General features: G+C 65.9%; 21 protein-coding genes. 8 read left to right on the top strand and 13 right to left on the bottom strand.

Annotated features, from left to right (window positions below; translation table 11 throughout):
- The 6 genes from KYC_RS27155 to KYC_RS27135 all read left to right on the top strand — a co-directional run.
- Window positions 1-1,100 (top strand): type VI secretion system Vgr family protein (locus tag KYC_RS27155; RefSeq protein ID WP_008168588.1); only part of this gene is annotated, 1,100 nt, incomplete at its 5' end.
- A complete protein-coding gene (locus KYC_RS27150; RefSeq protein ID WP_043519386.1) occupies window positions 1,097-1,924 on the top strand; it encodes a DUF4123 domain-containing protein in 828 nt (275 codons plus the stop codon). The genes KYC_RS27155 and KYC_RS27150, both read left to right, overlap by 4 nt.
- The gene (locus KYC_RS29145; RefSeq protein WP_081478123.1) at window positions 1,921-2,445 is read left to right on the top strand and encodes a DUF3304 domain-containing protein; all 525 of its coding nucleotides are present in this window, start codon (window positions 1,921-1,923) and stop codon (window positions 2,443-2,445) included. The genes KYC_RS27150 and KYC_RS29145 overlap by 4 nt, the downstream gene beginning before the upstream one ends.
- Before the next feature lie 39 nt (window positions 2,446-2,484).
- Window positions 2,485-3,063 (top strand): DUF3304 domain-containing protein, encoded by a 579-nt coding sequence (locus tag KYC_RS27145; protein ID WP_238532002.1) that lies wholly within the window; start codon window positions 2,485-2,487, stop codon window positions 3,061-3,063.
- Window positions 3,060-4,967 carry a T6SS phospholipase effector Tle1-like catalytic domain-containing protein gene (locus KYC_RS28505; RefSeq protein ID WP_081478122.1) on the top strand — a complete coding sequence of 636 codons (1,908 nt, stop codon included), beginning with the start codon at window positions 3,060-3,062 and terminating at the stop codon, window positions 4,965-4,967. Before KYC_RS27145 ends, KYC_RS28505 begins: the two co-directional genes overlap by 4 nt.
- A 204-nt stretch (window positions 4,968-5,171) precedes the next feature.
- Window positions 5,172-5,456 carry a DUF4148 domain-containing protein gene (locus tag KYC_RS27135; RefSeq protein ID WP_008168580.1) on the top strand — a complete coding sequence of 95 codons (285 nt, stop codon included), beginning with the start codon at window positions 5,172-5,174 and terminating at the stop codon, window positions 5,454-5,456.
- A 214-nt stretch (window positions 5,457-5,670) separates the two neighbouring features.
- On the opposite strand, the gene KYC_RS27130 is transcribed toward KYC_RS27135, so the two are convergent.
- Entirely contained in the window at window positions 5,671-6,513 is an 843-nt protein-coding gene (locus tag KYC_RS27130; protein WP_008168577.1) for an IclR family transcriptional regulator, read from the bottom strand.
- Window positions 6,514-6,679: 166 nt separating this feature from the next.
- Here KYC_RS27130 and KYC_RS27125 point away from each other — a divergent pair, with 166 nt between their 5' ends.
- On the top strand, window positions 6,680-7,669 hold the full coding sequence (locus tag KYC_RS27125; protein WP_008168575.1) for a Bug family tripartite tricarboxylate transporter substrate binding protein: 990 nt from the start codon (window positions 6,680-6,682) through the stop codon (window positions 7,667-7,669).
- Between the two features lie 62 nt (window positions 7,670-7,731).
- Complete coding sequence (locus KYC_RS27120; protein WP_008168573.1) at window positions 7,732-10,083, top strand: cytochrome P450/oxidoreductase; 2,352 nt, start codon at window positions 7,732-7,734, stop codon at window positions 10,081-10,083.
- 72 nt (window positions 10,084-10,155) lie between these two features.
- Here the strand turns inward: KYC_RS27120 and KYC_RS27115 are convergent, their stop codons facing one another.
- The 12 genes from KYC_RS27115 to KYC_RS27060 all read right to left on the bottom strand — a co-directional run bounded on the left by KYC_RS27115 (window position 10,156) and on the right by KYC_RS27060 (window position 22,132).
- Window positions 10,156-11,460 (bottom strand): ABC transporter substrate-binding protein, encoded by a 1,305-nt coding sequence (locus tag KYC_RS27115; RefSeq protein ID WP_008168571.1) that lies wholly within the window; start codon window positions 11,458-11,460, stop codon window positions 10,156-10,158.
- 36 nt (window positions 11,461-11,496) lie between these two features.
- Entirely contained in the window at window positions 11,497-12,621 is a 1,125-nt protein-coding gene (locus tag KYC_RS27110) for a zinc-dependent alcohol dehydrogenase family protein (protein WP_008168569.1), read from the bottom strand.
- Window positions 12,622-12,727: 106 nt separating this feature from the next.
- Window positions 12,728-13,480 (bottom strand): glucose 1-dehydrogenase, encoded by a 753-nt coding sequence (locus tag KYC_RS27105; protein WP_008168567.1) that lies wholly within the window; start codon window positions 13,478-13,480, stop codon window positions 12,728-12,730.
- Between the two features lie 27 nt (window positions 13,481-13,507).
- Window positions 13,508-14,944, bottom strand: coding sequence for an aldehyde dehydrogenase family protein (locus KYC_RS27100; RefSeq protein ID WP_008168565.1), 1,437 nt, complete (start codon window positions 14,942-14,944; stop codon window positions 13,508-13,510).
- Between the two features lie 18 nt (window positions 14,945-14,962).
- The gene (locus KYC_RS27095) at window positions 14,963-15,619 is read right to left on the bottom strand and encodes an ABC transporter ATP-binding protein (RefSeq protein WP_008168563.1); all 657 of its coding nucleotides are present in this window, start codon (window positions 15,617-15,619) and stop codon (window positions 14,963-14,965) included.
- A 3-nt stretch (window positions 15,620-15,622) separates the two neighbouring features.
- The gene (locus KYC_RS27090) at window positions 15,623-16,363 is read right to left on the bottom strand and encodes an ABC transporter ATP-binding protein (protein ID WP_008168561.1); all 741 of its coding nucleotides are present in this window, start codon (window positions 16,361-16,363) and stop codon (window positions 15,623-15,625) included.
- A 2-nt stretch (window positions 16,364-16,365) separates the two neighbouring features.
- Window positions 16,366-17,346, bottom strand: a complete 981-nt coding sequence (locus KYC_RS27085; RefSeq protein WP_008168559.1) for a branched-chain amino acid ABC transporter permease — start codon at window positions 17,344-17,346, stop codon at window positions 16,366-16,368.
- Window positions 17,346-18,251 carry a branched-chain amino acid ABC transporter permease gene (locus KYC_RS27080; protein ID WP_043519385.1) on the bottom strand — a complete coding sequence of 302 codons (906 nt, stop codon included), beginning with the start codon at window positions 18,249-18,251 and terminating at the stop codon, window positions 17,346-17,348. The genes KYC_RS27085 and KYC_RS27080 overlap by 1 nt, the downstream gene beginning before the upstream one ends.
- Window positions 18,252-18,496: 245 nt before the next feature.
- A complete protein-coding gene (locus KYC_RS27075; RefSeq protein ID WP_100148387.1) occupies window positions 18,497-19,087 on the bottom strand; it encodes an electron transporter SenC in 591 nt (196 codons plus the stop codon).
- A complete protein-coding gene (locus tag KYC_RS27070) occupies window positions 19,084-20,466 on the bottom strand; it encodes a GldG family protein (protein ID WP_008168553.1) in 1,383 nt (460 codons plus the stop codon). Before KYC_RS27070 ends, KYC_RS27075 begins: the two co-directional genes overlap by 4 nt.
- Window positions 20,463-21,176, bottom strand: a complete 714-nt coding sequence (locus KYC_RS27065) for an ABC transporter permease (protein ID WP_008168550.1) — start codon at window positions 21,174-21,176, stop codon at window positions 20,463-20,465. Before KYC_RS27065 ends, KYC_RS27070 begins: the two co-directional genes overlap by 4 nt.
- The gene (locus tag KYC_RS27060; RefSeq protein ID WP_008168548.1) at window positions 21,173-22,132 is read right to left on the bottom strand and encodes an ABC transporter ATP-binding protein; all 960 of its coding nucleotides are present in this window, start codon (window positions 22,130-22,132) and stop codon (window positions 21,173-21,175) included. Before KYC_RS27060 ends, KYC_RS27065 begins: the two co-directional genes overlap by 4 nt.
- Between the last annotated feature and the right edge of the window lie 8 nt (window positions 22,133-22,140).

Genomic DNA, 22,140 nt, shown 5'->3' with positions numbered 1-22,140 from the left:
CCGGTCAAGGCACGTCCTACCGCTACGAAGCCGAACTGGTGCCGGACGACGCCGAATGGCGCGCCGAACCGCTGCCCAGGCCGCGCATCGACGGCCCGCAAAACGCCATAGTGGTTGGCCCAAAAAATGAGGAGATCTACACCGACGAATACGGGCGGGTCCGTGTGCAGTTCCCGTGGGACCGCGAAGGCCGCAACGACGAGCACAGTTCCTGCTGGATCCGCGTATCGCAGAACATCGCCGGCGCCACCTGGGGCCACATGGCTATCCCGCGCATCGGCCAGGAGGTCATCGTCTCGTACTTCGACGGCGACCCGGACCAGCCGGTGATCACCGGGCGCACCTACAACCGCCTGCAGTTGCCGCCCTACGAACTGCCGCGCCACAAGACGCGCATGACCATCAAGACCCAGACCCACAAGGGCGAGGGCTACAACGAGATCCGCTTCGAGGACGAAAAAGACCAGGAAGAAATCTACGTCCACGCGCAGAAAGACCAGAACATCCACGTCAACCACGACGAGACCACGTTTGTCGGGCACGACCGCAGCGAACAGGTCGAGCACGACGAAACCATCGCCATCGGCCACGACCGCAAGGAGACCGTGGGCAACGATGAACAGGTGACCATCGGCCAGGACCGGCGCCATGACATCGGCCAGGATGACTTTCTGACCGTGGGGCGCAACCACACGATTCAGACGGGCAAGGACCGGACCGAAGAGGTAGGCAATCATCGGCGGGACAAGACCGTGGCGAATCATTGGGTAAGTGTTGGCGGGCATCAGGATTACACGGTGGAAGGGCACGCGGAACTGCAGGCCGGCCAGGCCATCCGCCAGCGCTCCCAGGTAATCGAGTTGCAGGCGGGGGAAGTTTTTTGCCTGCGCGGCCCCGGCGGAGCCATCATCTTGGACAATGACGGAATCATCCTGAGCGGGACTCAGATCCAGTTCAAGGGGCCAATGCAAGTCAAAAGTGATGGCCGGGGCACCCCCTATGCCATTGATGGCCGCCCAAACTTGGGCGAGGAAAGCGACTTTTGCCTCGACTGCTTCTTGCGCGCCGCGCGGCGCGGCGGGCCAGTGGTGCCCGAATGAACAAGCTGTCTACGTTCATGCTCCTGGATGGCGCATTGCTGCATGGCACCTCCATTCACGACCGCGCGCTGGAGCGGCCGGAAATTCGCCTGCTCTATGAGGATCAAGGCCCCCTGGCTGCGCGCGTCGGGCCTCTGCTTTTGCCCGAACACCAGGAAATCTCCCTGTGGTTGAACCAACTGGCAAGTACCCGCCAAGACGTGGCCTTCGCCTACAGTCTGCTGCGCACACCTTCAGGCATAGGGCAGGTCTTGGAGCATTTGCAGCGTCTGCGCTTCATCCATGCCCGTAGTGGCAAGCGCTATTACTTCCGATTCGCCGATGGCCGCGCGTTCGCCAACGTCTGGGAGGCACTGTCCATTGCGCAACGCGATGCCGTGCTGGGTCCGGTGCAGGCTTGGCACCATCACGATGCCGCAGGTAAGGAACGCTGCGTCCGCACTAGCGGTATCCCGCAGGCCAGCATTGATGATGCTCTGCCGCTGCAATTGGAGCCAAAGCAATGGCATCAGGTCCTCCGTACCGCGCGCATCTCCGATCTCTTCCACGCCGCCTCAAACTTGGACTACGGCCCCCAGGCGCAAGGATCCCATGCGCAGCGCTATGCCTGGACCGTCCAGATCCATGACCGGCTACAACGGCTTCAGATAGTTGAACCTGCCGTGCAAGTTGCCGCGACCCGCGTAGTCTGGCGGACGGCTGGCCGCTTGCTGGGCGACCAGGTATTCGAGGCCGCGTTGAAGAAGGCGGATAGCGGCGTCGATATACGCAGCGTATTTGCATTTGGGCAGACAACTTCCTTTCCCAGGATCAGGCTGACATGAGTCGTCGAAGCGTGGTTTGCGTGTCGATGCTGGTCGCACTGGCGGCGGGCTGTGATGTCGGACGGTCTAAGGAGGACATGGTGCCGACCGACATAACCGGCATTGATCACCTGGCCGAGCATCTAAGCATCCAGAATTTCTGGGTTGATGGTCGTAGTGGCTTCCAGGCGGGCGGTGGGGGCAGCGCAGTCTGCTGCGTCAGTCTGCCGCGAAAATGGCACCCTGGGCTAGCAGCAGTGGTGGAGTGGAATACCACTAACTGGCGCGACTGTGGCTGGGAGAGTCGCGAGCGCCGCGTGCCCATCGAGCGTTACGACCAGGTCGGGGCTCTTTTTGTCCACTTCCTGTCCGACGGCAGTGTCCGCGCTGTCTCATCGAATATATCTCCGGGTTACTCGAACCCCGACTACCTTGGCCCCCACGATCCGATTCCCAGGAAACAGCCCTGGCGTACATACGACGCCCAGCATGAGCGCTGTCCGGACCAAGGTGAACCCACTGTAATGGAGCGCGCGAGATGAATGAGTCGCTTCAGGCGCGATTTAGCTGTGCGGCCAGACATGAAACAGAGTGAAGTGCGCGACGACAGCGTCGGCGGCTGCAGAGGAAACTGCATGAGGACTTTTCTCATCCATGGCATGGCCACGATATGCCTGTTGCTGGCCGGCTGTAACGTCGGTCAGGCCAAGGAGGACATGGTTCCCACCACCATTACTGGCATTGACCATTTGGCCGAGCATCTGAGTATCCAGGACTTCTGGGTTGATGGTCGTAGCGGCTTTCAGGCGGGCAGTGGAGGCAGCGTCGTTTGCTGCTCAAGGCTACCGAGAAAATGGCGCCCTGGGCTATCGGCCGTGGTGAAGTGGAATACCACTAACTGGCGCGACTGCGGCTGGGAGACTCGCGAGCGCCGCGTGCCCATCGAACGCTACGAACAGGTCGGAGGGCTATTTGTCCACTTCCTGGCCGACGGCAGTGTCCGCGCTGTCTCATCGAATATATCTCCGGGTTACTCGAACCCCGACTACCTTGGCCCCCACGATCCGATTCCCAGCAAACAGCCCTGGCGTACATACGACGTCCAGCATGAGCGCTGTCCGGACCAAGGTGAACCCACCGTAATGGAGCGTGCAGAATGAACGAGTCGTTTCAGGCCCACCCAATCGGTCCCACACCGGGCATTCTGCCGGTTCTTCCTCAATGCTTTCTCCGCACGGAGTACTGCGAGATCGACCTGCAAATCGGCGTCTTCTTCGACGGCACCGGCAACAACCAGGATTGGGATGATGCCGACGGCTGCGAGCCGGGATTGGGGCCAGGGGTGACCCAGCGCATGGCACGCAAGGACAGCAACGTAGCAAGGCTATTTCGGGCCTACCCGGAGCGGCGCGAAGAGGGCATTTATCGGCTATACATTCCTGGCGTCGGCACGCCATGCCCGGACATCGGCGAGGAAGCCTATGCTGCCTTCGGCCCCTCGATGGGTCGCGGTTGCGATGGGCGCATGAACTTCGCGTTGCTTAACGTGCTGAACTTTATTCAGCGGTCCGTTAGTCGCGGACATGGCCGCTATGCCACCGAAGTGATGCTGGCTCTTTGCCGAAATGGCTTACGCTCTTACAACCCACGCACCGGTACCTATGCACCGCTCAAAGGCCGGGTACAGGATGTTCAAGCGTTGGACGCGGTGGGTATGCGCACGATCGGCGGCCTGTTGAGCGACGTTTCGGGTAACCGTTCGCAGGCCGAGGCGTTCTTCAAGCGCGAAGTCCAGTCGTTGGCGGAAAAGGTGGCCAAGACCGCCAAGCCGAAGCTGGTCGACATCAGCCTAGATGTGTTCGGCTTTTCTCGCGGCGCGGCGCAAGCGCGGGTGTTCTGCAATTGGCTGACCGCGCTGATGGATGGCGACAGGCTGTGCGGGGTGCGCACGCGCATCCGCTTCCTGGGGATTTTTGATACGGTGGCTTCTGTCGGCATACCCGACAGCGTTGGCGGCGATGGACACTTTGCGTGGGCCACGCCGGCTGCGCTTCGCGTGTCCAGCGACGTGCAGTGCGTGCACTACATCGCCATGCACGAGAATCGAGCTTCCTTTCCGCTGGACAGCCTTCGGGGTCCCGATGGCAACCTGCCTGGCAATCACAAACAGTACGCTTTGCCGGGCATGCATTCCGACGTGGGCGGGGGCTATCTGCCCGGCACCCAGGGACGGGGGCCGTCGGGGCAGCACGATGACATGCTGTCGCAGATTCCGCTGGAACTGATGTATAACGCGGCGCGCGATGCGCAGGTGCCACTGGATCGGACACAGGCGAAGGAAGGTAAATACGATCCTTTCAATGTCCACCCCGATCTTCGCCGGGCTCACGCTGCGTTCATGCAAGCGACGCCGGCCTCGGCCACAACCGCGCAATGGCTGATGCCCTATCTGGCGTGGCGCTATCAGGTGCGCCAGGTCTTTGCCACTCAACTATCGTGGGTCGCGAGAGCCCGAGACGGAGCGCCCAAGGACGTCGAGGATTTGGCAGGCGCCAACCAGACGCTGCTGGCGGATATCGCCGCGCTGGAAGGGCTGACCGATGAAGAGATCCAACGGTATGAGAATGCGGCGCGCATGAGTCCCACGCTGTACGGAGGCCTGGCCGTGGGTAAGGCGATCCGCCGCGCCACCCTGGCCGACGAGGCCGGGGACGTGCTGGCGTTTCTAAAGTCGCACCCTGTACTGGCCACGCCGGAAAACCCCGAGAACTTGACGCCGCAGGCTTACCTGTTCGCCAATTATGTGCATGATTCGTACGCCGGGTTTCGTCCTCTGGATCAGCCTTTGGCCTGGGCTGGCTGCATTGATCCGGTGCCCCGCAGTTGGGAAATACAGGGGTATCTGCGCTACCGCCGGGTCTATCAAGGCACGGGAAAGCCGGTGACCAAAGCCCCGCCCACCGAGCGGGAGTTGATCGAGGCCGCACAGCGCGAGCAGGAAGCGTTGATGCAATCCATGCAGAACAGCGTGGATTTGAACAAGCTATTCAATGCCGGCTGGTAGTGGATTGCCACGTTCACGGCCCAGCCTTCATGCGCATGATTTCGAATTTTTCCTATTCTCGGACGGCTCGGAAAGGTGCTCTGATGCCGGATGGGTTCATCCCTACTTGGACGGCGTCTGCAATTCGCTCAGTGGGATCAAAGTCCCATGGACGAAGGGCCGCCGGCGTCGGTCTACCGTTAAAACGATTTGGAGATCTCTCACATGAAAGCCTTGGTCACGCCCCTGTTCCTGTCCCTCGCCCTGGCCGGAGCCGCCGCACACGCCGCCGACGCCCATAGCGTCAAGTCCGGCGCGCAAGTCGCAACCGAACTGCAAGAAGCCAAGGCCAGCGGCCAATACACCTTTGGCGAGTTGGAGTATCCTGCTGCGCAGCCCCAAACGACCGGACTGACCAATCAAGAAGTTCAAGCCCAACTGCAAAAAGCCAAGGCCAACGGCGAGTACACCTTCGGTGAACTCGAATACCCGCCCGCCACGTCCCACTAATCAGCGGGTTTGGCCCCATGATTGGCGCATCGCCTGATGCTGGTCTTTATTGCGGACAGCGGTGGCTGATGCAACAGCACTTGCACGTCAAGCCGATGATGAAGCGCAGGGATGATTGATGATGCAATTGCTGTGAACCGACTTAAAGCACCAAAAAGGCCGTAACGCGAGTTGCGGCCTTTTTTTTCAGATTCTGCGGGACGCATGCAGCGACCTACCCCGCCACATACCCCAACGCCACGCTAGCCGCCAAGGCCTCCCGCTTCACCGCCGCCACCACCGCCCCGTCCGCCGATACATCAAACCCGCCCGTGGCCCCCAGCGCGGTCAAGACCGCGCAGACTCGCCCGGTATGGTCATACAGCGGCGCCGATACCGCGCTGATGCCGCGCAGGTTGGTGTCCTTCACGGTGGCGCACCCGGCCGCCCGCACTTCGCGGCGCAAGGCGCCGATGGGATCGGCGCGGTCCAATAGCCCGCGCTGTTCTGCCGGTGCTTCCGCCAGTTCGGCTTCGGCCAGCGCCTGGACGGGCGCCTCGTCCAGCAGGCCCAGGAAGGCGCGGCCGGTTGCCGACCACAACATCGACAGCACCGAGCCCACGCGCACGTTCACGGTGACGGGCAGGCCGGGTTCCTCGAAGCGGACGATGGTCGGGCCCTTGTTGCCCATGACCGCAATGAAGCAGGTGACGGCCAGGCTTTCGCGCAGGCGGACGAGCGCGGGTTCGCCGATGCGCAGGGGGTCGGCCTGGCGCATGGCGGCCACGCCGACGTAGAGGGCTTCGAGGCCCAGGTGGTATTGCTGGGTGGCGACTTCCTGGTCGACTAGGCCTTCGGCGATCAGGCTCATCAGGTAGCGATGGACCTTGGCCGGGCTTTCGCCGACGTGGGCGGCCAGCGCGGTGAGGCTGGCGCGGCCGCCCAGCCGGGCCAGCCCCTTGAGCACCGTCATGCCGGTTTCCGCGGCCTGGACGCGCTGGCGGCGCTCGCGCGGGCGCGTGGCGGGATCCGGCGTGGAATCGGGGTCGGATTCGGGCGGCAAGGCGGCTTTGCTCATGGGGAAATGCGGCTCCGGAACAGGCGCTCGCCAGCAAACGAGGGACCGAAAGCCTGGAGCGGCATCAAGGTTAACCCTTCTTTAAAAATTACGCATTGCGTATATGCTTTACGCAAACGCAAACAAGGAATGCAATTCTGACATTCCACAAAGAGGAGACTTGCCCATGCGCAGTGTTAAACACCATGTCCTGGCCGGCCTGCTGGCCCTGCCCCTGCTGGCTTGTGCCAGCGCGTCCGCTCAGCAGCCGGCCGCCGACTATCCCTCCAAGCCTGTGCGCTGGATCGTGCCCTACGCCGCAGGCGGCGGATCCGACTTTCTGGCGCGCAGCATCGGCCAGGGCCTGACCGGGCGCCTGGGCCAGCCGGTCGTGATCGAGAACAAGCCTGGTGGCAATACCGCCATCGCCGCGTCGGAAACGGCGCGCGCGCCGGCCGACGGCTACACGATGCTGTCCGCCGACAACGGCACGCTGGTGTTCAACCCGGCGCTCTACAAGAAGCTGTCGTACGACCCGGCGAAGGATCTGGCGCCTGTCACGCTGATGGGACGTTTCCCGATGATCCTGGTCGTCGGCCCGTCGATGAAGGTCAATACGGTGCAAGAGTTCCTGGCCGAGGCCAAGAGCCGCAAGGAAGGGCTGGACTATGGCTCGGCCGGCGCTGGCAGTCCGCACCACCTGGCCATGGAACTGCTGAAGGTCGAGGCCGGCCTGACGCTCACGCACGTGCCCTATCGCGGCGCGTCGCCCGCGCTGGCGGACGTGGCCGGCGGGCAGGTTCCCGCGATGATGGTGGACCTGGCGGCGGGCGCCGGCTTCATCAACGGCGGCAAGGTGAAAGCGTTGGCGGTGGCCAACCCGACCCGCCTGCCGCAATTGCCGAATGTGCCGACGTTCGCGGAGATCGGCCTGAAGAATGTGGAAGCCGCCGCGCAAGTAGGCGTGGTGGTGCCGGCCGGTACGCCCAAGCCGGTGATCGACGCGCTGAATAAGCAGGTCGTGGCCACCATCAATGATCCCGCCACGCGCCAGCGCCTGGTGGAGTTCGGCATCGAGCCCGTGGGCAACACGCCCGCGCAGTACGGCGAGATGCTGACGAGCGAGCGCGCCCGCTGGCAGAAGCTGATCAGCGACCTGCGCATCACGCTGGACTGAGCCGCACCGGCCCGCCGCCCACGCGCGCGGCGGGCCCGCAACACGAACACACGGAAGACCCCATGAATCAAGCACCCGCCTCCCCGCGCCCTTCGGGCTGTCCCATCGACCACGCCGCGCTGGCCGCCGCGCAAAGCCCGACGGGCTGTCCGGTCAGCGCGCGCGCCGCCGCGTTCGACCCTTTTGGCGACGGCTACCAGCAGGATCCGCCGGAATACGTGCGCTGGGCGCGCGAGCAGGAGCCGGTGTTCTACAGCCCGCAGCTCGGCTACTGGGTGGTGACGCGCTACGACGACATCAAGGCGATCTTCCGCGACAACATTACCTTCAGCCCGTCGATCGCGTTGGAGAAGATCACGCCGACGGGACCGGAAGCCAACGCAGTGCTGGCGTCCTATGGCTACGCGATGAACCGCACGCTGGTGAACGAGGACGAGCCGGCCCACATGCCGCGCCGGCGCGTGCTGATGGACCCGTTCACGCCCGAGGAGCTGAAGCACCATGAACCCATGGTGCGCCGCCTGACGCGCGAATACGTAGACCGCTTTGTCGACGACGGCCGCGCCGACCTGGTCGACCAGATGCTGTGGGAGGTGCCGCTGACGGTGGCGCTGCATTTCCTGGGCGTGCCGGAAGAGGACATGGACCTGCTGCGCCAGTACTCCATCGCCCACACGGTCAACACCTGGGGCCGCCCCAAGCCCGAGGAACAGGTGGCCGTGGCGCATGCAGTGGGCAACTTCTGGCAACTGGCGGGCAAGATTCTGGACAAGATGCGGCTGGATCCGTCCGGCCCGGGCTGGATGCAGTATGGCCTGCGCAAGCAGCAGACGCATCCGGACGTGGTGACCGATTCGTACCTGCATTCCATGATGATGGCCGGCATCGTCGCGGCGCACGAGACCACGGCCAATGCTTCGGCCAACGCGATCAAGCTGCTGCTGCAGCACCCGCAGGCCTGGCGCGAGATCTGCGAAGACCCGAACCTGATTCCCAACGCGGTCGAGGAATGCCTGCGCCACAACGGCTCGGTCGCGGCATGGCGGCGGCTGGCCACGCGCGATGTGGAAATCGCAGGCATCGCCATCCCGGCCGGATCCAAGCTGCTGATCGTGACGTCGTCGGCCAATCACGACGAGGGCCAGTTCGCCGATGCCGACCTGTTCGACATCCGCCGCGAGAACGCCAGCGACCAGCTTACCTTCGGCTATGGATCGCACCAGTGCATGGGCAAGAACCTGGCGCGCATGGAGATGCAGATCTTCCTGGAAGAGCTGACGCGCCGCCTGCCGCACCTGAAGCTGGCGGAACAGGCGTTCACGTACGTGCCGAACACCTCCTTCCGCGGGCCCGAACATCTGTGGGTGGAATGGAATCCGGCGCAGAACCCGGAACGCGCCAACCCCGCCCTGCTGCAAGGCCAGCATCCCGTGCGCATCGGCGAGCCGTCTTCGCACGCCATCACTCGTCCGGTGGAGGTGCAAAGCGCTGTCGAGGCCGCTGACGGCATCCTGCGGCTGCGCCTGGCCTCGCCCGACGGCAAGGCGCTGCCGCGCTGGTCGCCGGGCTCGCACATCGACGTGGAATGTGGCGACACGGGGCTGTCGCGCCAGTATTCGCTGTGCGGCGATCCGGCAGAGACCGGCGTGTGGGAAATCGCAGTGCTGCGCGAGGCCAATGGCCGCGGCGGTTCCGCCTGGATGCACGAGCACGCCGTGCCCGGCGCGCGCCTGCGCATCCGTGGCCCGCGCAATCACTTCCGGCTGGACGAGTCTGCCGGCAAGCTCATCCTGATCGCGGGCGGCATCGGCATCACGCCCATCAGCGCCATGGCGCGCCGTGCGCGGGAACTGGGGCTGGACTACGAACTGCATTACAGCGGCCGCACGCGGCGCAGCATGGCGCTGGCCGCCGAGCTGGCGGCGCTGCACGGCGACCGCCTGCGCCTGCACATCAAGGATGAAGGCGGCCGCGCGGACTATGCGGCATTGCTTGCCGCGCCCCAGGACAAGGCCCAGGTGTACGCCTGCGGACCGCAGGGCCTGCTGGACGCCCTGGCCGGTTGCTGCGCCGCCTGGCCGGAAGACGCGCTGCGCGTGGAGCATTTCCATTCCACGCTGGGCACGCTGGACCCTTCGAAGGAGCAGGCGTTCGAGGCGGTCCTGAAGGATTCGGGCATCGTCATCACGGTGCCTGCGGACCAGACCCTGCTGACGGCGCTGCGTGGCGCCAACATCGACGTGCAGAGCGACTGCGAGGAAGGCCTGTGCGGTTCCTGCGAGGTGCGCGTGCTGGAAGGCGACATCGACCACCGCGACGTCGTGCTGACGCGCGCGGAGCGCGAGGCCAACGGCAAGATGATGGCGTGCTGCTCGCGGTCATGCGGCGGGAAGCGGGTCGTGCTGGAACTGTAAAAAAAACGCCCCGGCGCATCACGCCGGGGCCATCCCTGCACCACACACTGCTGCTTGCTCAATCCATCCCGATCAGTTCGGGAACACCTTGATCTGGTCGCTCTTCAGGACGTCCGGCGTCAGGCTCTTTTCGATCCAGGCCATCGACGTTTCCGTCACCCCGGGCGTGACCAGTTCGGCCGGCACGATGGTGATGTCCGACAGCACCTTGAACGGATACTTGTCGCTCTTCTTGGTCACGCCGAAGAGCTGCGCTTCCAGCGCCTGGCCGTCGGCGCGGTGCATCTTGACGTCGCGGCCGTAGCCCTTGAAGGTCACGTCATGCATGGCGGCCGCCACCTGTTCCGGGGTGGGCCAGTTGCCGCCGTTGTCCTTGATGGCCTTTTCGTAGCCCGCCTTCAGGCCCTGGATGCCCTGCACCATGTGATAGACCGAATAGATCGGATAGGCGCCGGTCTTGTCATGGAACTTCTTCACGAAGGCCTGGTGCTGCGGATCGTCCTTGGTTTCCGGATGCAGGAAGTAGTGGTCGCCGCGCGCGCCGACCAGCACGCCTTCCGGCAGCGCGTTGCCCAGGCGCTCCAGCGAGCTTTCGGCCAGCGACAGCACGAAGGTGGAGTTCTTGAACAGGTTGCGCTGCGAGGCCTGGCGCACGAAATTGTCCAGGTCGCCGCCCCACGACGTGGAGACGATGACGTCCGGACGCAGCGCCTGCAGGCGGCTGATTTCGGTGGAGAAGTCGGCGGCGCCGAACTTGGGGAACATCTCGGCCACGACCTTGACGTCGGGCTTGAACTTCTTGAGCGCGGCCAGGAAGATGTCGCGGGAATCGCGGCCCCAGGCGTAGTCCTGGTTGACGATGGCGATGGTCTTGAAGTCGGGCTTCACCTTCATCAGGTACAGCACTTGCGCAACCATTTCGGTGGTGGCGTTGGCCTGCGTGCGCACCACGTACTTGTAGTTCTTGCCTTCCAGCGCCTTTTCGGTGCCGCAGTCCCACATCACGTTCAGGACCTTCAGGTCTTCGGCCACGGGCGCGACGATGTTGCAGTGGCCGCTGGAAATGGCCGACAACATGACGCGCGTGCCGCCTTCGGCCAGGCGCCGGTATTCGGACAGCAGCTTTTCGCCGCCGCCGCCTTCGTCGATGTAGCTGGGCACGATCTTCACGCCGTCGATGCCGCCGTTGGCGTTGATGTCCTGGATCAGGATGTCGGCCGCATCGCGGGCCGGCACGCCGAATACGGACGCGGAACCCGACAGGAAGGTCGAGATGCCGACGTTCAGTTCCTTGGGCTTGTCGGCAGCGCCCGCCAGCGAGGTCAGGCCCGACAGCAGGGTAGCGCCCAGCAGGGCCGCCAGTCTTGAGGTCTTCATGGTGTTGTCTCCAGTGTTGTAGTCGGGTCTGCGCCCTTAGAAAACGATGGCGTCGCGCAGGCTGCCGCCGGTGGCGAGGTGATCGAACCCCTCGTTGATCTGGTCCAGCGAAAACGATTTGCCCATCATCCGGTCCACCGGCAGGCGGCCGGCCTTGTACAGGTCGATGTAGCGGCTGATGTCGATGGCCGGCACGCCCGAGCCCAGGTAGCTGCCCCGGATCTCGCGCTCTTCCCCCACCATCTGCGACAGCGACAGCGGGAAGCTGAACTTCGGATTGGGCAGGCCGGACGTGACGGTGGCGCCGCCGCGCCGGGTCAGCTTGTAGGCCGTTTCAAAGGCGGGCACGGCGCCAGCCATGTCGAAGCCGTAGTCCACGCGACCGCCCGCCAGGTCCATGAGGTCGTCGTCGGTCTGCACTTGTTTCGGGTTGACCAGGTGCGTCGCGCCCAGCTCTTTGGCCAGCGCCAGCTTTTCATCGCTGAGGTCGATGGCGACGACGCGGCGCGCGCCGGCCGCCACGGCCGCCAGCAAGGCCGACAGGCCCACGCCGCCCAGCCCGACGATGGCGGCAGTGTCGCCCACCTTGATGCGGGCGCGGTTGATAACGGCCCCCGCGCCGGTCAGCACGGCGCAGCCGAACAGCGCCGCCTCGCGGTGGCTGAGTTCGACGTTGACCTTGACGCAAGAACGCCGCGACACGACGGCGTATTCCGCAAAGCAGGACACGCCGGTGTGGTGGTTGATGTATTCGTCGCCGATGTGCAGGCGGCGGTCGCCGCCCAGCAGCGTGCCCTTGGTGTTGGCCACGGCGCCGGGCTCGCACAGCGCCGGCCGGCCCTCCATGCAGGGATTGCAGCAGCCGCAGCTGGGCACGAACACCATGGCGACATGGTCGCCGGCCGCAAGGTCGGTCACGCCGGGGCCGGTCTCGATGACCTCGCCGGACGATTCGTGGCCCAGGACGATAGGCACGCCGCGTGGGCGGTCGCCGTTGATGACCGACAGGTCCGAATGGCAAAGCCCCGCCGCCTTGATCCTTACCAGCACTTCGCCGAATCCGGGCGGATCCAGTTCGATATCCGCGATGGTCAGGGGCCGGGTCTGCGCGTACGGCCCCGCCATCCCCACTTCCCGCAATAACGCCGCTTTGATTTTCATGCGCCTTCATCCACAGAAAGAGATCGGAGCCGCTACCTGGCGCGGCGCCGGGGTTGCGCCGGCGTGCCCCGGCCGCTGCTGCGCCCGGGCCGTCCGGCGCCCTGCCCTACACCGTGCGTCCGCCGTCCACCGGGAATTCCACGCCCGTGATGAACTCGGCCGCGTCGCTGGCCAGGAACAGCGCGGCCGCAGCCACGTCGGACGGCTGGCAGAAGCGGCCCAGGGGGATGGTCGACACGAACTTCGCGCGGTTCTCAGGCGTGTCCGGCAGGCCCATGAAGAGCTCGAACATGCCGGTGATGCCCATGACCGGGCAGATGGCGTTGACGCGGATGCCGTCGGATCCGAGCTCAACGGCCATGGACTTGGACAGCACGTTCACGGCGCCTTTGGACGCGTTGTACCAACTGAGCCCCGGGCGCGGACGGATGCCGGCGGTGGAGCCGATGTTCAGGATCACGCCGCGCTTCTGCTTGCGCATGACGGGCACCACGGCCTGCGCCATGTGGTAGATGGACTTGACGTTGATGTCGAACATGCGGTCGAACATGGCCTCATCCACGTCCAGCATGGGCTGGTTCTTGTGGGTGATGGCGGCGTTGTTCACCACGATGTCGACCGCCCCGAACTTGTCGAGGCAGGCGCGCACGGCGTTGTCGATGTCGGCGCGGCTGGATACGTCGGCCTTCACGGCCAGCGCGGTCGCGCCGACTTCGGCGGCCACGCGGTCGGCAGCTTCCTTATTGATGTCGGCGATGACCACCTTGGCGCCTTCCTTGGCGTACAGCTTGACGATGCCCTCGCCGAAACCGCTGCCCCCGCCCGTGACGATCGCAACCTTGCCCTGCAACTGGCTCATTTTCTGTCTCCGTATGATGCGCGGCGATCACTCGCCATAGAACTGAATCAGGGTCTTGGTCGTGCTCATTTCTTCCAGGGCGATGAAGCCCTTTTCACGACCGTGCCCGCTCTTCTTCACGCCGCCAAAGGGCAGTTCCACGCCGCCGCCCGCACCGAATCCGTTGATGTAGACCTGGCCGCACTTGATGCCGCGCGCCACGCGCTGCTGGCGTCCGCCGTTTTCCGTCCAGACCGCGCCCAGCAGGCCGTAGTCGGTGGCGTTGGCCAAGCGGATGGCTTCCGCTTCGTCCGTGAAAGGCAGCGCGACCAGCACCGGGCCGAAGATCTCCTGGGTCAGCAGGTCGCTGTCGTGGGTGGCGGCGCTGAACAGCGTGGGCTTCACGAAGTAGCCGCCCTTGGGCACGCCGTCGGCGATGCCCCCCTCGGCCGCCACCTTCAGGCCGTCTGCCAGGCCCTTGGCGATGTAGCGGTTGACGCGGTCGAACTGCGCCTTGTTGACGACGGGGCCGCAGGTCAGGTCCATGTCCGGCGTGCCGGCGCGCACCTTGGAGAATTCCTCGCCCAGCGCCTTCATGAAGTCCGCATAGATGCCCTTTTGCACCAGCAGGCGGCTGCCGGCCGTGCAGGTCTGCCCGGTGTTGTGGACGATGCCCTTGACGATGGCGGGGATGGCCAGCTTGTAGTTGGCGTCGTCGAACACGATGTGCGCCGACTTGCCGCCCAGTTCCAGCACGCACTTGACCGCATTGACGGCCGCGGCCTGCTGGATCAGCACGCCGACTTCGTTCGAACCGGTGAAGGTAATGAAGTTGATGCCGGGATGGCGCGACAGCGCGGCGCCGGCCTCTTCGCCCAGGCCCGTCACGATGTTCAGCGCGCCGGGCGGGAAGCCCACCTCCAGCGCCAGCTCGGCCACGCGGACGATGGACAGGCAGGCGTCTTCGGCCGGTTTGACTACGGCGGCGTTGCCCATGGCCAGCGCCGGCGCCACGCTGCGGCCGAACATCTGCGCGGGGTAGTTCCACGGGATGATATGGGCGGTGACGCCCAGCGGTTCGCGGATGAGCTGCACCGAATAGTCTTTCTGGAACGGTATCGTCTGGCCGTGGACCTTGTCGGCAGCGCCGCCGTAGAACTCGAAATAGCGCGCCAGCACGGTGATGTCGCCGCGCGCGGTGGACATGGGCTTGCCGGTGTCGCGCGATTCAAGCTGCGCCAGTTCCTCGTGGTGCGCCAGCACGCTCTCGCCCAGGCGCAGCAGCAGCCGGCCGCGCTCCAGCGCCGTCATCTGGCCCCAGGCGCCGTCCAGCGCGTCGCGCGCGGCCTGCACGGCGGCGTTAACGTCGGCCTGCTGGCCGCGCGGGATGGTGGTGAACACCTCGCCGTCTACGGGGGATACGACCTCGATCGTGCGCCCGTCCTGGGCATCGACCTGGCGGCCGCCGATAATCATCTGCGTCATGGAATGTCTCCGTGGGTATCAGTTCAGCGTGATCGAGCCGCGCTCGATCGTCCATATCTGGTCGGGAATGTCGCCAAGCAACTTCACGTTGGACTCGGTGATCACGACGCACAGGTCGGGCTGCATTTCTTTCAGCCTGCCCAGCGCCTCGGTGTAGTCGCGCGCCAGCTTGGGCGCGAGCCCCTGGAAGGGTTCGTCCAGCATCAGCAGCCGCGTGCCGACCATGACGGCGCGCGCCAGCGCCACCATCTTGCCCTGGCCGCCCGACAGCGCCGACCCGGACCGCTTGAGCATGGGCTCCAGTTGCGGCACCACCTTCAGCACGGTGTCCATGCGGCCCTGGATGTCGGCCTTGGACTGGCCCTGCACTTCGCAAGGCAGGTGCAGGTTTTCCTCGACCGTCATGGTCGGAAAAATGACGCGGTCCTCTGGCGCGTAGCCCACCTTCAGCGCCGCCCGCTTGTGCCCGGGCAGCGTCGTCAGATCCGTGCCGTCGAACGAAATCTTGCCGGACTTGAGCCGGGTCAGGCCCATGATGGTGCGCAGCAGCGTGGTCTTGCCCGCGCCGTTGCGCCCGACGATGCCGATGGTCTTGGATGCGTCGAAACTGGCGCTGACGTCGCGCAGGATGCGGTTGCCCGCCAGATCGACGTTGATGGCCGATAGGTTCAACATGGTTCAGGCCCCCAGCACTTCGCTTCTGATCTGCGGATTGTTCAGGACATCATCGGGCGAGCCGTCCGCGGCCACCTTGCCGGCAATCCAGGCCGCCACGCGCGTGGCGTAGCGCGACACGATGTCCACGTCGTGCTCGACGAACCAGCTCGTGACGCGCCGTTCGTCCAGCGCGTGCATCACGGTTTCCATCAGCGTGAACTTGTCTTCGGAGGCGACGCCGCTGGTGGGTTCGTCCATGATCAGCAGCTTGGGCTGCAGGGCCAGCGCCATCGCCACGTCCAGCAGCTTGCGCTTGCCTTCGGGCAGTTCGATGCAGGCTTCGTCGGCGTCGGGCAGCAGGCCCACCAGATCCAGCGTGGCGTCCACTTCGCGGCCGTCGATGGTGCTTTCCAGCGGACGGAACCAGCTCAGCTCCTTGTTGCGGCGCGCGGCCGCGATCTGCACGCATTCGCGCACCGTATGTTCGGTGAATAGCTGCGGCAGCTGGAACGAGCGCCCCAGGCCCAGGCGCACGATCTTGCGCGGCGCCATGGCGGTCACGTCCTTGCCGTCGAAGTAGACCTTGCCCTTGGAGGGCGCCAGGTAGCCCGTGCAAATGTTGATGAAGGTGGTCTTGCCTGCGCCGTTCTGGCCGATCACGGCCAGGCGTTCGCCTTCGTGCAATTCGAAGTTGATGTTGTCGGCGGCCACCACGCCGCCGAAGGCCAGGTACAGGTCGGTAGTTTTAATCAGGGGTTTCATCTTCAGTTCCTTGCCGCGACCTGGACGGGAGCCTGCGCGCGGCGCTGGGCGCGTTCACGCGACCTGATGCGCTTGTTGATCTGGCCGACAAAGCCCGTGGGGAACATGAAGATCACCAGGATCAGGGTAAGGCCCAGCAGGAACTGCCACAGGCCCGGGAAGTACGCGGCGGACACCAGTTTGACGGACTCGAAGCCCACCGCGCCCAGGAAGGCGCCGGCGGCATGGCCCGCGCCGCCCAGGATGGTGATGAAGACGAATTCGCCCGAACGCAGCCACGACCCGATTTCCGGCGTGACCAGCCCCTGCATCAGCGCCAGGATCGCGCCAGAGAACCCAACCACCACGGCCGACAGCAGATAGCCCTTCCACATGATGAAGTACGCGGAGAAGCCCAGATATTCGATGCGGGTTTCGTTGGTTTTGATGGCCGATAGCGCTTGCCCGCTGCCCGAGCGGAAGTAGCGCTGCACCCACCACGCCAGCACCAGGGACAGCACCAGCGTCAGCAGCAACAGTGCGCGCTCGAAGGATTCGCGCTCCATGGCGATGCCCGCCATGGTCGGCCGCACGATGCGCATGCCGTCGGAGCCGCCAGTCAGCGTGTACAGCTTGCCCAGCAAGGCGAACAGCACCATGCTCAGCGCCAGGTTCAGCATGCCGAAGAAAATGCCGCGGTACCGCACGACAAACAGGCCGATGACGACGGCGGCGGCGAAGCTGGCGGCAACGCCGGCCAGGATCAGCGCCAGCGCGTCGATGCCCGGCACGGCCTTGGCCACGAAGGCCACGGTGTACGCCGAGATGCAGGCAAACATGGCGTGGCCGAACGAGATCTGGCCGGCGCGCGCCATCACCGACACGCCCAGCGCGGCGATCGCGTAGGTCAGGCCGATGACGATGGGCGTGATGGTCCAGGAATAGGTGTAGCCGAGAAACAGCGTGACCAGCGCGGCCAGGAGACTGAGGACAGGCACTTTCATCAGATCGTCCTCGCTTGAGCCACGGTGAACAGGCCATGCGGACGGATGATCAGCACCAGCACCATGATGATGTACGGGACCGCCACTTCCAGTTCAGGCGCCGCGTACACGGCGATGGCGCGGATGACGCCAATGAGCAGCGCGGCGATCAGCGCCCCGGTGATCTGGCCCAGCCCGGCGGTAGCGACCACCGCGAACGACAGCACCGTCATGTCCGTGCCCGCGCCCGGCACCAGCGACGTAGTGGGCGCGGCCAGCGCCCCGCCCAGGGCGCCCAGGATGGTGGCGATGACGAACGTGACGTAGCAGATCTTCTTGGCGTTGATGCCCAGCGACGTGGCGACCTCGCGGTTATGCGTGGTGGCCACCGTCTGCTTGCCCAGTTTGGTGTGGCGCAGGAAGTATTCCAGGCACACGTAGGCCAGCAGCGCGGTGACCGGCACCACCACTAGCTGGTAAGTGGTGTAGGTGATGTCGCCGATTTCTATGTTGCCCAGGCGGTTCACGACTTCGCTGGCGCTGTAGGGCTGCGCGCCCCACAGCAGGCGCTGGATGTCTTCCAGCATCAGGAAGCCGCCGAAGGTGATCAGCAGTTTGAGGATGGGGTCGTAGTTCTGGGCGCGGCGGATCAGCACGAACTCCATGATGCTGCCCAGCGCCAGGCCAACGGCGATGGCGGCCACGAACAGGGCGGCGAACAGCAGGAAGGGAGAGTCGGTCTTGGGCGCCATGAACATGACGAGGCTGGCGGCGGCGTAGCCGCCAAAGGCGTAGAAGGCGCCGTGGGCGACGTTCAGGATGCCCATCACGCCGAACACCAGGGTTAATCCCATTGACACCAGAAACAGCAGACTGGCGTATGCCACGCCGTCCACCAAGGCGAGAGGCAGTAGATCCAAGGTCAAGCGTCTTCTCCCAATACGCAGAGCACGGGCGCGGCGATTCCTGGAATGCTGCGCATCGTGCGGGCTTGCGCCCCGGGCGCGCCCGGCGCGCCCTTGTCTCTTTGTCAACCTTGCCGTGTCCCCGCGCCAGGGTTGACGCGGGAGCCGGAAGGCGCTTTTTTCAAGCGGATCGACTGCGCCGCGATAGCGCCCGGCAGACCCGCCTGGGTATGTGTGCGAAGTATAGGTAGGGGTTAATCGGGCAGCTATTTATCTTTGTGCAAGGCGGGTTTAACAAGCGGTGGAGTGGATGGAGACTGCGGCGCGTCCTGCCCCACTGCGGCCAGCGGCGCCCGGGTCTGATAGTCAGGGATAATCCGGATCTGCGCCTCGTCCGGCAGACGTACATAGCGGCCTAGGCCATCCGGCGCAAGCGCGCCTACGTCCATCAGGGCCAGCGCGGCGCCGGCCGAGTCGCGCACGGCGATGCGCAGTTGCGGCGGCGCCAGGCCATAGGTTTCGCCTGCCTCGGCCGTCAGGATGCGGTCGCTGCGGGCCTGCGAGAAGAGCGCCACGAAGTCGGCGGCGTCGAACCCCTGCGCCGCGCCCGTCGGCGACGCTGTCCAGCCTTGCGGACCACGCGTCAGGCTGACCGAACCGGCCGGCGCGGCCAGCGTCACCTGCGCGGCGCTGTCGGCGTCCCAGTCGTACAGCCTGGCGGGCTTGCCGCTGTCGTCATGCAGATGGGTGTGGCCGCCATGGCCTGCGGGCGACTCCGCAGACTCATGCCACTGCCAGGCCGACAGCGCGATGCCAGCCGCCAGCAGCGCGGGCCACGCGGCGCGCGCGGCCTTCACCGGCGCCTCCACCACAGCAGCAGCCCCGCCATCAGCGCAAGCAGGGGCAAGGCCACGGTGCTGGTCCAGAACACCGCCCGCATCTGGCGATTGGTCAGTTCCACGCGGCGGTTTTCGTAGTGGCGGGGCCGGATCGTCAGCAGCGCGTCCTCGCCCGCCAGCAGCGTGACGGCATTGGTGAACAGTGCGCCGTTGCCCAGCGTGGCGAAGTGGCGGTTGATGGCAAAGTCGCTGTCGCCCGCGACCAGCAGCGTGGGCCGGGCCGAGCCGTCCTCGGCGGCGCCTTGCGCGTTGCGCGTGGCCAGCGCCATCAGCGTGTAGCGCGACGGAGGCCGCCCGGGCGGATGGGCCTCGGCGGACGTCTGCGCCAGCGGTGTCACCACCACGCCAGGCGGCAGAGCATCGCCGGCCGGCTCAAGACCCGCCGCGCCTGGGAAGAAGCTGAGCGGCAGTCCGCGCGTCATCTTGTGACGGGTGTAGTCGCTGACCGCGGGGCTACCCGGATCGTTGCGGTAATGGCTGCCGGGATCGGCCAGCGGGCCGGCGGCCAGCGCGATGCCGAAGTCGGCCAGCAGGTCGTCCAGCCCGTGCCGCGTGTCGGGCTCCAGCAATAGCAGCGTCTTGCCGCCGGCCCCGGTCCAGCGGCGCAAAGCCTGCGCGTCGTCCGCGCCGAACGCGGTGCGCGGCCCGGCTGCGACCACCACCGCGCAGCGCGGCAGGGCCTGCGCCAGGCTACCCGCGCCGACCGCACGCGTGGAAAATCCCAACGTCTGCAGCGCGTTGCGCGCCATCGCCATGCCATGCTGCTCGTGGACTTCGACGCGGGCCACCAGGTTCTCGTCGTCGTCGTGATCTTCCAGGTCGTCCAGCGACGTCAGGCTGTCCAGCATGGCCTCGCGGTGCCCCTGCGTGAAGCAGACCGTCTGCGCGCCGTTCTGGCTGATGCGGATCAGCGCATTGGTGAAGTCGGTCTCGGTGCCGCCGTTGATCGTGGTCTTGCGTTCGCCCGAGGCCAGCACGGCGCTGCCCGCGAACTGGATGCCGGCGGCCCGGGCCTCGGCCGGACGCAGCGCCGGGTCCACGCCGCGCACGCGGATCAGCGGATTGGCGCGTTCGTACTGGCGCAGCAGCTCCAGGGCGTCGACCATGCTTTTGTTGCGCAAGTCGTAGAACCAGGTCACCTCGACCGGCTGGCGGACCTGGCGCGCGACTTCGACGCTTTCCGGGGCAAGGCTGTAGACGCGCTGCGCGGTCAGGTCGATGCGTCCCAGGTGGCGCGCGGCCCACAGGTTCAACGCCAGCAGCAGCGCGGCCGCGGCCATCACGGGCAGCCACAGCGCAAGGCGCCTGCCGGCGCGGCGCAGTGCCGGGCGGCTCATCGCAGCCTCCAGCGCTTCAGGTTGACCGCGGCCACCATCAGGGCCAGCACGGCGACGCTGGCCAGCGTGACGGTGGCCGGACCGGGCAGCACGCCGCGGATGAAGTCCACGTGCTGGGCCGACAGCGACAGCGCCTGGAAAAACGGCGACAGCGCGGGAAACGCATCCAGCGCGGCCGGGTAGTCGATGAACCACAGCAGCACCAGGATGCCCCAGGTGGCGCTGGCCGCCACGATCTGGTTCGAGCAGGCGCTGGACACCGCAATGCCGATCGCCAGGAACAGCGCGCCGTACAGGAACACGCCCAGGTAGCCGCCCACGATGGGGCCGTAGTCGGGCTGGCCGTACCAGGCCAGCGGCAGCACCGCCGACATGGTGCCCGCCAGCATCAGCGCCAGCATGGTCAGGCCGGCCGCGTACTTGGCCGCGACCAGGGCGGCATCCGACAGCGGCAGGGTCAGCAGCAGCTCCAGCGTGCCCTGCCGCGCCTCTTCCGCGAAGGCCCGCATGCTGACCAGCGGCATCACCAGGATCAGCAGGATGGTCATGTTGTGGAACGCGGTCACCATCTGGCCCGTGCTGACAAAGAACAGGTTGAAACTGAACAGGTAGCCCGACAAGGCCCAGAACACCGCCACCACCGCCAGCGCAACGGGGGAGCCGAAATCGGTGCGCAGTTCCTTGCGATACAACGCCGCGAATCCCTTCATGCCCGTCTCCGAAGTTGGGGATCATTCGGCGCCAGCGCCGCCAGCAGGCGGGCTTCGACCGCTTCCTGCGGCGGCAGCACGGCGCGCAGTTCGGCATGCGCCAGCACGATGCGCATCACAGCGTCGCAGGCCGCGCCGCTGGCGGCCGGGTTTTCCCAGACGATGCGCCATTTGCTGTCGGCGGCATCCAGGACGGCAATATCCACGGCTCTCACGCCCGGGCAGGCCGACAAGGCGGCACGCAGCGCCGCATGGCCCGCGGCTGGCAAGGCCAGATGCAGCTGCAGCGCGGCGCGGGGCTCGCCCAGCGCCGCGTCCTGCACCAGCCGGCCCTGCCGCAGGATGGCGATGCGCGTGCACAGCGCTTCGACTTCCTGCATCAGATGGCTGCTGAACACCACCGCCCGCCCCTCGGCGCAACGCCGGATCATGGCGCGCGCCTCCACGATCTGCACGGGATCCAGGCCGTTGGTGGCCTCGTCCAGCAGCAGCACCGGCGGGTCGTTCAGCACGGCCTGCGCCAGCCCCACGCGCTGGCGCTGCCCCTTGGACAGGCGCCCGATCAGCGAGCGCGCCACGCCCTGCAGGTCGAAGCCATCAATGGCCCGTTCGATGGCCTGCCGGCGCGCCCGTGCGCCGCCCTGCACTTTTACGCCGGCGCCGAACTCCAGGTACTGGGTCACGGTCAGCGCGTCGTAGAGGGGCGCGCGTTCCGGCAAGTAGCCGATGTCGGCATTGCCGCGCCCGGGCGCGGGCTCGCGTCCGCAGATTCGGAGGCTTCCGCTGTCGGGCGTGTAGAAGCCCGCCATCAGGCGCAGCGTGGTGGTCTTGCCGCTGCCGTTCGGGCCCAGCAGGCCCAGGATCTCTCCCGGCCTGACGGACAGGCTGAGCGACTCCAGGACCAGGCGCGGCCCGAACGACTTGCAGACCTGGTGCAAGGCAATGGCGGGCTCCATGGCGCGCC

Origin of the sequence: Achromobacter arsenitoxydans SY8 (genome assembly GCF_000236785.1) — a bacterium.
Taxonomy (GTDB): domain Bacteria; phylum Pseudomonadota; class Gammaproteobacteria; order Burkholderiales; family Burkholderiaceae_B; genus Achromobacter; species Achromobacter arsenitoxydans.
Note: the sequence above shows the minus strand (reverse complement) of the source record. Positions and strands in the feature narration are given on the sequence as shown.